The 7821-nt window shown below is 68.4% G+C and carries 7 protein-coding genes and 1 pseudogene; 1 reads left to right on the top strand and 7 read right to left on the bottom strand.

Going from position 1 to position 7821, the window contains the following annotated elements; genetic code table 11:
- Together Q8M88_RS10310 and Q8M88_RS10305 are read right to left on the bottom strand one after the other, a co-directional pair.
- Nucleotides 1-1042 (bottom strand): annotated as a pseudogene (locus Q8M88_RS10310) (glutamate synthase subunit alpha); the annotation flags it as partial.
- A 137-nt stretch (nt 1043-1179) separates the two neighbouring features.
- The gene (locus Q8M88_RS10305; RefSeq protein ID WP_305597063.1) at nt 1180-2328 is read right to left on the bottom strand and encodes an L-lactate dehydrogenase; all 1149 of its coding nucleotides are present in this window, start codon (nt 2326-2328) and stop codon (nt 1180-1182) included.
- 139 nt (nt 2329-2467) lie between these two features.
- On the opposite strand from Q8M88_RS10305, the gene Q8M88_RS10300 reads away from it, so the two are divergent.
- Entirely contained in the window at nt 2468-2794 is a 327-nt protein-coding gene (locus Q8M88_RS10300; RefSeq protein ID WP_305597061.1) for a hypothetical protein, read from the top strand.
- Nucleotides 2795-2797: 3 nt separating this feature from the next.
- Here Q8M88_RS10300 and Q8M88_RS10295 read toward each other — a convergent pair whose 3' ends face one another.
- From Q8M88_RS10295 to rlmJ, 5 genes are all read right to left on the bottom strand, one after another.
- Nucleotides 2798-4876: an AsmA family protein gene (locus Q8M88_RS10295; protein ID WP_305597059.1), complete on the bottom strand. Its 2079-nt coding sequence runs from the start codon at nt 4874-4876 to the stop codon at nt 2798-2800.
- Nucleotides 4877-4953: 77 nt separating this feature from the next.
- Nucleotides 4954-5850: an alpha/beta fold hydrolase gene (locus Q8M88_RS10290; RefSeq protein WP_305597057.1), complete on the bottom strand. Its 897-nt coding sequence runs from the start codon at nt 5848-5850 to the stop codon at nt 4954-4956.
- A gap of 118 nt (nt 5851-5968) precedes the next feature.
- Complete coding sequence (locus Q8M88_RS10285; protein WP_305597055.1) at nt 5969-6529, bottom strand: sugar transferase; 561 nt, start codon at nt 6527-6529, stop codon at nt 5969-5971.
- 20 nt (nt 6530-6549) lie between these two features.
- Nucleotides 6550-6834, bottom strand: a complete 285-nt coding sequence (locus Q8M88_RS10280) for a hypothetical protein (RefSeq protein ID WP_305597053.1) — start codon at nt 6832-6834, stop codon at nt 6550-6552.
- A gap of 76 nt (nt 6835-6910) precedes the next feature.
- Complete coding sequence (rlmJ, locus tag Q8M88_RS10275; RefSeq protein WP_305597051.1) at nt 6911-7729, bottom strand: 23S rRNA (adenine(2030)-N(6))-methyltransferase RlmJ; 819 nt, start codon at nt 7727-7729, stop codon at nt 6911-6913.
- Between the last annotated feature and the right edge of the window lie 92 nt (nt 7730-7821).

Raw genomic sequence — 7821 nt, 5'->3', positions numbered from 1 at the left:
CTGCATGGTATTCGTAGAAAGCCTTGCGCTTGGGATCCATCAGCGGATTGCCGGCCCAGGCCTCGGGGATCAGCATCATCACCGCGTGCGCCAGCGGATACCCGCCGGCCAGCAGCAGCTCCAGCGCGTTGTCCAAACAGGCGGTGTCCGATTGCCCATGCGGGATCAGCGGCCACATCTTATCGAGGTCGGCGCCGAGCAGCTCGGATTCCATGCTGCGGCGGCGGGCGTTCATCCAGTTGACGTTGCCGCGCACGGTGTTGATCTCGCCGTTATGGGCGATGAACCGGTACGGGTGCGCCAGCTTCCACGACGGGAAGGTGTTGGTCGAGAACCGCTGGTGGACCAGCGCCAGGGCCGACTGCGTCAGAGGGTTGTGCAGGTCGGAATAGAAGGTCCCAACCTGACCGGCCAGCAGCAGGCCCTTGTAAACCACCGTGCGGGTCGAAAACGACGGGATGTAGAGGTCCGCGAGGCCCGGCAGCTTGCGCTGAAGCGCCATCTCCGCCAGCGGATTCTGCAACTGCTTGCGCACCGCCAGCAGCTTGCGTTCGTGGGCGTCCTGGTCGCGGATGTTGGGGCCGCGGCCGATGATCGCCTGGCGGATCACCGGCATCCCGGCCAGCACCGCGGCGCCCAGGCCGTCGATCGCCACCGGAACGTCGCGCCAGCCCAGGAGCGGCTGCTTCTCGACCTTCAGGAAATGTTCGAACTGGCTGATCGCCAGCGCACGCGCCTCGGCCTCGTTCGGCAGGAAGCACATGGCGACAGCGTACTCGCCGGCGGGCGGCAGGGCGACGCCCGCGCCCTGGGCCCAGTCGCGCAGCAGCGCGTCGGGAATCTGAATCAGGCAGCCCGCGCCATCGCCCACCAGGGGATCGGCCCCGACGGCGCCGCGATGATCCAGGTTCAACAGGATCTGCAGGCCGGCGGTGATCACCTCATGCGACTTGCGGCCCTTTATGTTGGCGACAAAGCCAACGCCGCACGCATCGTGCTCGTTGGCCGGATCGTACAGTCCCTGCCGCTCAGGCGCCCTCATTCGTAACCCTCGCTTCCCACGCTGGGCGCACGCTTAATCGCGGCCGCAAGCGGGCCGTCTCGTGCATCCCGCGGGCATTTACCCGGCAAGTTCCACCCTTGTCGATGGGTCCGCGGCGCGCGGCGCCCGCCGAATGATCAAATTGCCGCGTCGAGCAGCGTCTCGTCCGCCTGTGCGATGCTATTGCAGCCGGTAAGGATCATTGCGGTGACCAGCTCTGCACGCATGGTCTCCAGCATGCGCGTCACCATCGCCTCGCCGCCTGCGGCCAGGCTGAACGCCCAGGCGCGGCCGAGGAAACAGGCCTTGGCGCCTAGCGATACGGCTTTCAGCACATCCAGGCCGGACCGCACGCCGCCGTCCAGGAACACGTCCAGGTCGCCGCCCGCCGCCTGCACGATGCGCGGCAGCGCCTTGATCGAGGAACTGACGCCGTCGAGCTGGCGCCCGCCGTGGTTGGACACCACGACGCCATCCACCCCCAGCCGCACCGCCTGGCGCGCGTCGTCCGGGTCCAGCACGCCCTTGACGATGATCGGCCCGCTCCAGCTTTCCCGCACGAAGTCGAGATCCGCCCAAGTGACGCCGCGGTCGAAATTGCGGCTGATCCAGCCCCAGAAATCACTGGCGCCGCGGGCTTCGGGAATCGCCGCCGAGATCGAGCCGAAGCTGTGCGGGCGGCCGTGAAGCCACACATCCCACAGCCAGGCCGGATGGGTGACGCCCTGCCAGCCTTCGCGCAGTGTCCGCGCCATGCTGGGCGGGCTGGACAGGCCAGACCGCACGTCGCGGTAGCGCGATCCCGGCGCCGGCAGATCGACAGTGAACACCAGAGCCGGCGCGCCGGCCGCCGCCGCGCGCTGCAGCAGCTCGCGCATGTAGCCGCGGTCCTTGAGCATATAGAGCTGGAACCAGGGCGGCTCGCCGGCCGCGGCGGCGACTTCCTCGATGGCGCAGACACCCACCGACGACAGGCAGAACGGCACGCCAGCCTTGCGCGCCGCGCGGGCGGCCTGACCTTCGCCGCGCCGCGCATAGAGCCCGGCCATGCCGACGGGCGCCAGACCGACCGGCATGCTCCACTTGCGGCCCATGAGCTCGACGGCGGTGTCCACGACGGTCATGTCGCGCATCACCCGCTGGCGCAGCGCGATCAGCTCGAAGTCCGCCACATTCCGTCGCAGCGTGGTCTCGGCGTATGAGCCGCCGTCGATATAGTCGAACAGCAGCGGCGGCAGCCTGCGGCGTGCTCGCTCGCGATAGTCGCCGATCGAGGCTGGAAGCATCCGCCCGTCCCCCTGAGCCTGAATGGCCCTGCCCCGGTTTTAGGCTGAACCGAAGAATCCGCACAGGCGCCGCCGCAGACGATTGCGAGCGTCACGGAGGGATGCCTTGGTCTGCGCGCGACATGAGGGAGAAACGCGTATGAGCGACATCGAAAGACCCTGGGCCCTGATGCGTCACCATGCGGGTTGGGCGGACGTGTTCCATGTGGACAGCGACGCCGCCGATTCCGTGACCGGCTTCTATCCGGATCGCGAAAGCCTGGGTCCACCGGTGACCTACAGCGTTCGCGCGGTGCTGGCCCGCTTCCCGACCATCGAAGCCGCCCGCGCGGCGCGTGAAGGCGCTGTCGCAGAGTGGCGCAAGCATGACGCCGCAGTTCGCGAGGCCGAGGACAAGCTGGTGGCCGCCGAAGGCGCGCGCGAAGCCGCCTGGCTCGCCTGCCTCACCGATGCGGCGAAGGCCTAAGTCTTAGCGCGCCGCCACGGCCGCCTTCGTCACCGGCGCGCCCTGGCGGCCGGCTTCTGCGATCAGCGCGCCGCAGGCCGCGTCCTTGGCCAGGCCCGGATCGATGAACGGCAGGATCGCGGCCAGAGGGTTGACCAGAGCGCCCAGCGCGGCGGCGACGCCGCCCTGGGTGATCGCCTTTCCGGTTTCGACGCCCACCTTCGGCTTGGTGATCGGGCCGGAAAAGGTGATCGGGGCCATAACTCGGATCAGTCGCGGTTGCTTGGCCTTGCCTTCGAGACGGAACGACAGGGTCTCAGAGCCGAGGTTGATCTGGCCGGAACCGCTGCCCAGCACTGTCCCGGTGTCGAACACGATGTTGCGCGCATCCAGCACGCCGGCTTTCACCTTGAAGTCCGCGACAGCGCAGCGGATCGGCGTCGTCTGCTGGCTGTCTGAGAGCAGCAGGCCGAGGGCCTTGGTGACGTTGATCCCCAGTAGCTCGGCGAACACCTGGCGGATCTCGCCGCCCGGCGCGACCACCAGCACCTCCCCATCGGCCGCCGCCGCCGCGCGGTGCACCGAGGCGCCGGCGCCGTGCAGCTTGATCCGCGCGACCAGTGCGCCGGTCACGGGCGAGACGCCGTTGCGCGCCGGGATCAATTGCTCCAGCCGCGCATTGCTCACACGCACGTCGAGGTCGGTCACCGGCACCGCCCCGCGGGCGTTGAGCGAAACCTTGCCGGCGATCCGCCCGCGCGGCAGGGAGAAGTCCACCGGATCGGCGGTCAGCAAGCCGCGATCCAGCTTCAAGGTCACCGAGCCGGACTGCAGATTGACCGGCGCATCGCGCACGCTCGCAGCCCGATAACGCACCTCGGCGTCCATCGCTCGCAGTCGGTCGACCTTCAGCGTCGCGTCCGGCAGGAAGCGCTGCTGGGCGGCCATTTCGCGGGCCATCACCTTTTGGCCCTCGGACGCCGTCTCACCTGGACCGACCTTGGGCGCGCCGCCGAAGACTGAAGCGAGATCGTCAAAGTCCAGGGCGCGCGAGCCCAGCCCGGCCTTCAGGAATGGACGCTCGCCCGAATTGTCGACGCTGAGATCGCCGAACAGGTCGCTGTCGCCGACCTTGCCGCTGACGCCGGCGAATCGGAACACACGGCCCTCGCGGGTCATCTTCGCCGACAGCCGATAGGGTGGCGTGTTCGGCAAGGTCACGCCGGTGAGCGTGTAGAGCTCCGCCAGGTCCGGCCCACGCGCGGTCAGGTTCATCTGGAAACGGCCGAAATCGAACGGCTTGGTGATCGAACCGCGCGCGGTGACCCGCGTCGGCCCGGCGCGCAGGTCGGCGTCGAAGGGATACGGCTTGCTGCGATCGATGTTCAGCAAGGGGCCCCCGTCGACCTGCAGCAGGAACGGTTCGCCGTTCAGTCCGCCCTTTCCCGACATTGCGAAGCCGCGCTGGGTAGCGCCCATCTTCTCCGTTGCGTTCAGCACCCCGTTGAACGTCAGCTTGCGCTTGCGGTCCTCGTAGGCGAGCTGGCCATCGGCGATGACGAAGCGGCGGATCGGCGGCAGCTTCAGCGGCGCGCTCTTCTTGCGGCCGTCGGAGAAATCCCAGTTGGCGCGGCCCTGCGCGTCGCGCAGCAGCCGCACCTTCGGCCTGACGATTTCCAGCACCGGCATGTCGACCCGGCCGACCAGCAGCGGCAGCAGCCTCACCTGTACGGTCAGCCGCTCGACTTCGGCCAGGCGGCCGGTTCCCGCCCACTTCGCATCGGCGATGGTGATGGCGTTCGCGGTGGCCTGCGGGCTCCACGAGAACAGGTGGACCTTCAGGTCGCCGGTGATCGCCACCTCGCGGTGCATCCGCGCCGAAGCGAACCGCCCGATCGGCCCACGCGCATAGTTCCAGTCGAAGAACAGCAGGAAGGCCGTCACCGCCACAGCGACCAGGGCCAGGACGCCGCCCACGACATAGAGCGCCCTGCGACGGCGGCGGGGTTCGGGCGGCTGCGAATCCAGAGGGCCGCCCTCTGCCGCGAGCGCGGCTGGCGACGTCTCGTCGAGGACTTCAGGCGGGACGGCTTGGGGGGACACGATACGATACTCCGACGCCTCAGAACGCCTGAGCCGCCGGAAGGTGGCGTGTCCCCCCTCGTCAGTCTTCTTCGGGCTTAGCTCAGCGTCGAGGCGATGAAGCCGTCGAGGATGCCGTTGAAGGTCTTGGCGTGCTCGACCTGAGCCCAGTGGCCGCAGCGGTTGAACACCAGCAACTGCGAGTTGGGTAGGATCGCTGCGGTGCGCAGGCTGTGTTCGACGCTGACCACCCGGTCGTCGCGGCCGTGCATGATCAGCGCGGGAGTCTGCACATTGGCGAGCCGCGCGCCCAGAGCCTCGACATCCGGATGCGGTTGCGCGTGCGCCCGCAGTCCGGCCACCCAGTTGGCGATATGCCTAGGGTTGCCCAGAGCGGCCTCCGAACGCTGCTTGATCAGCGCGTCGGTGGCGAAGCTGTCGTCATAGACCATGAGGTTGACCAGCTTGCGGAAGCCCTCCGGGCTCGGGTCGTGATAGGCGCCGACCAGGGCCTTCATGCCTTCGCTGAGGCCCGGGCCGGGGGCGAAGAACGCCGGTGGACCGGCCGGCGACGGCGAGCCCATGGTCACCAGATGGCTCAGGCGGTCGTTGTAGAGGGTGGCGAACATCATCGTCGCCATGCCGCCCATCGAGTTGCCGACCAAGGCCGCCTTTTCGATGCCGAGTTCGTCCATCAGCAGCTTCACCGCCTCGGCGTTGGCGGTCCAGCGCGGCTCCTTGGCCGGGTCCAGCTCGTCCGACAGGTTGAAGCCCGGGAAGTCCATCAGGATCACCCGGTACTTCTTCGACAGGGTGCGGATGTTGCCGTTGAAATTGCTCCAGCCGCTGGCCCCTGGCCCCGCGCCGTGCAGCATGATGATCGGGTGTCCGGTTCCGGCCTCGTTGTAGTGCAGCCGCCACTTCTTGGTCTGCACGAACCTGCTGGTGTTTTCCGGCGTCAGGTCAGCGTCTTTGGTTAGCTCTGCGACAGCCATGGTCGTTCTCCCGGGATGTTTTCGTTGCGCGCAGCATGCGTGTCGCCGCAGGCGCGATGAGGGACCATGACCGGCGCCGCGCGCGCTGGCAAGGTTGGTCAGACCAATCTGTCGCCGCCTAGTGCGTGACGCCCTTGGCGCGCAGCGCCTGGCCAAGGGTCGCGGCGATGATCCGCACGTCCAAAACCAGCGACATGCGCTGCAGGTATTCGGCGTCCAATCGCGCCTTCTCGGCGATCGAGATTTCGTCGCGGCCGTGGATCTGCGCCCAGCCGGTGACGCCGGGTCTTAGCTTTTCGACGCCGGCGCGGGTGCGCAGGGCCACCAGGTCGTCCTGGTTGAACAGCGCCGGGCGAGGGCCGACGACGCTCATCTCGCCGCGCAGGACGCTCCAGAGCTGAGGAAGTTCATCAAGGCTCGTGCGCCGCAAGAAGCGGCCCAGCGGCGTGATCCAGCGCTCGGGGTCCGGCAACAGGTGGGTCGCCACGTCGGGCGTGTCGGTGCGCATGGTGCGGAACTTCGGCATCGCGAAGATCGCGTTGCCGCGGCCGACCCGCTTCGACCAGTGCAACGCCGGCCCCGGCGATTCCAGGCGCACCGCCAGCGCCAGCAGCGCCATCACCGGCCACAGTACGAACAGCCCGGCCGCGGCCGCCGCGATGTCGAAAAGCCGTTTCAAACCGCCAGGCCCAATATGGCTTAGTGAGCGTTGGCGATCGCCGGCAGGTTGTCGATTTCCACCGCCGGCTTGGCCGCTTCGACGAGCAACAGCTTGGGCCGACCGGAGGCAGGCGGCCCGTCCCTCACCGGGATCGCTTCCAGCGGCGAGAGCATCGCGAAGCGATTCATCCACCAGAACGCAACCCCGAAGCTGGCGGCGGCGGCGAACAGCATCCACAGCGGCGAGACCATCCCAAGCGGCACATGCATCGCGCTCATGTACGGCGCGGCGGCGGAGTCTGTTGAAATCGGGTTCAGGGTCATCGTCGTCTCCAGCCCGTGCAATGGGGGACCACCGCGCAAAATACCACGCCTGCGTGCGTCGCGGCGCCAAAAGGCGTCAGTTCAGCGTCCAGACCTTCGCCTGCCCGTTTTCACCCAACGCCTCGACAGTCCACGCGCAGACGGCCTCCAGATCATCCGCCAGACCGTCCGGCGGGCGCACGATGACCAGGGCGCAGCCGTTCATCTTCAACGGATCGGACAGCGGGCGCATCCTCGCCTCGCAGACCAGCACGCCCTCGCCGGCCGCCGGCTCCAGGTCGCGTAGCAGCGCGTCGAAGGTCTCCAGGTCCTTCAGCGGCAGCCAGATCGCCAGGCGCGCAGCCGGGTTGCGCCGCCGAACCTCCCGGGTCGTCTCGACGATTCGCCGGTAGTCGTCTGGGCGCTCGAACGGAGGATCGATCAGCACCAGCGCCTCGCCGGTCGCCGGGATGCGCTTGGCAGCCGCCTCGAACCCGTCGGCGCACGCGGCGGTCGCGCGGGCCTCGCCCTGCAGCGCGCGCGTGAGCGCAGCGTGGTCGTCCGCCCGCAGTTCAAACCCCAGATAGCTGTCGCCGGGAGCCAGGGCGCGCGCCGCCAGGAGCGGCGAACCGGGATACCACCGCAGTCCACCCTTCGGATTGGCGCGCCGCACCGCCGCGCGCAGCACCTCCAGGGGCGCTGGTACCTGGTCCTCGCCCATCAACCGTACGACGCCGGCGGCCGCCTCGACGGACCTTGTCGCCGCCTCGCCGTTCAGGTCGTAGAGCCCTGCGCCGGCGTGGGTGTCGACGATGGCGAGCGGCCCGTCGCCGCGACGCGCCAACATCGCGAGCAAGGCGGCGTGTTTCACCAGATCGGCGAAGTTGCCGGCGTGGAATGCGTGACGATAGTTCAAGGCCTGCTCCGCAGCCGCTTACAGGAACTGGCGCGCCCCATATCACGTTGCGGCGAGAACCGAGGAGTTCGCCAAGACGTGGCCCTAGACGC

It is taken from the genome of Phenylobacterium sp. (assembly GCF_030693805.1).
Lineage (GTDB): Bacteria > Pseudomonadota > Alphaproteobacteria > Caulobacterales > Caulobacteraceae > Phenylobacterium.
This window is presented reverse-complemented; position numbering and strand designations above follow the sequence as displayed.

What these genes read in the sequence shown, in the direction of transcription:
- Q8M88_RS10305 (WP_305597063.1), bottom strand. Translation starts at nt 2,328, where the DNA reads ATGCTTCCAGCCTCGATCGGCGACTATCGCGAGCGAGCACGCCGCAGG.
- Q8M88_RS10280 (WP_305597053.1), bottom strand. Translation starts at nt 6,834, where the DNA reads ATGACCCTGAACCCGATTTCAACAGACTCCGCCGCCGCGCCGTACATG.
- Q8M88_RS10290 (WP_305597057.1), bottom strand. Translation starts at nt 5,850, where the DNA reads ATGGCTGTCGCAGAGCTAACCAAAGACGCTGACCTGACGCCGGAAAAC.
- Q8M88_RS10300 (WP_305597061.1), top strand. Translation starts at nt 2,468, where the DNA reads ATGAGCGACATCGAAAGACCCTGGGCCCTGATGCGTCACCATGCGGGT.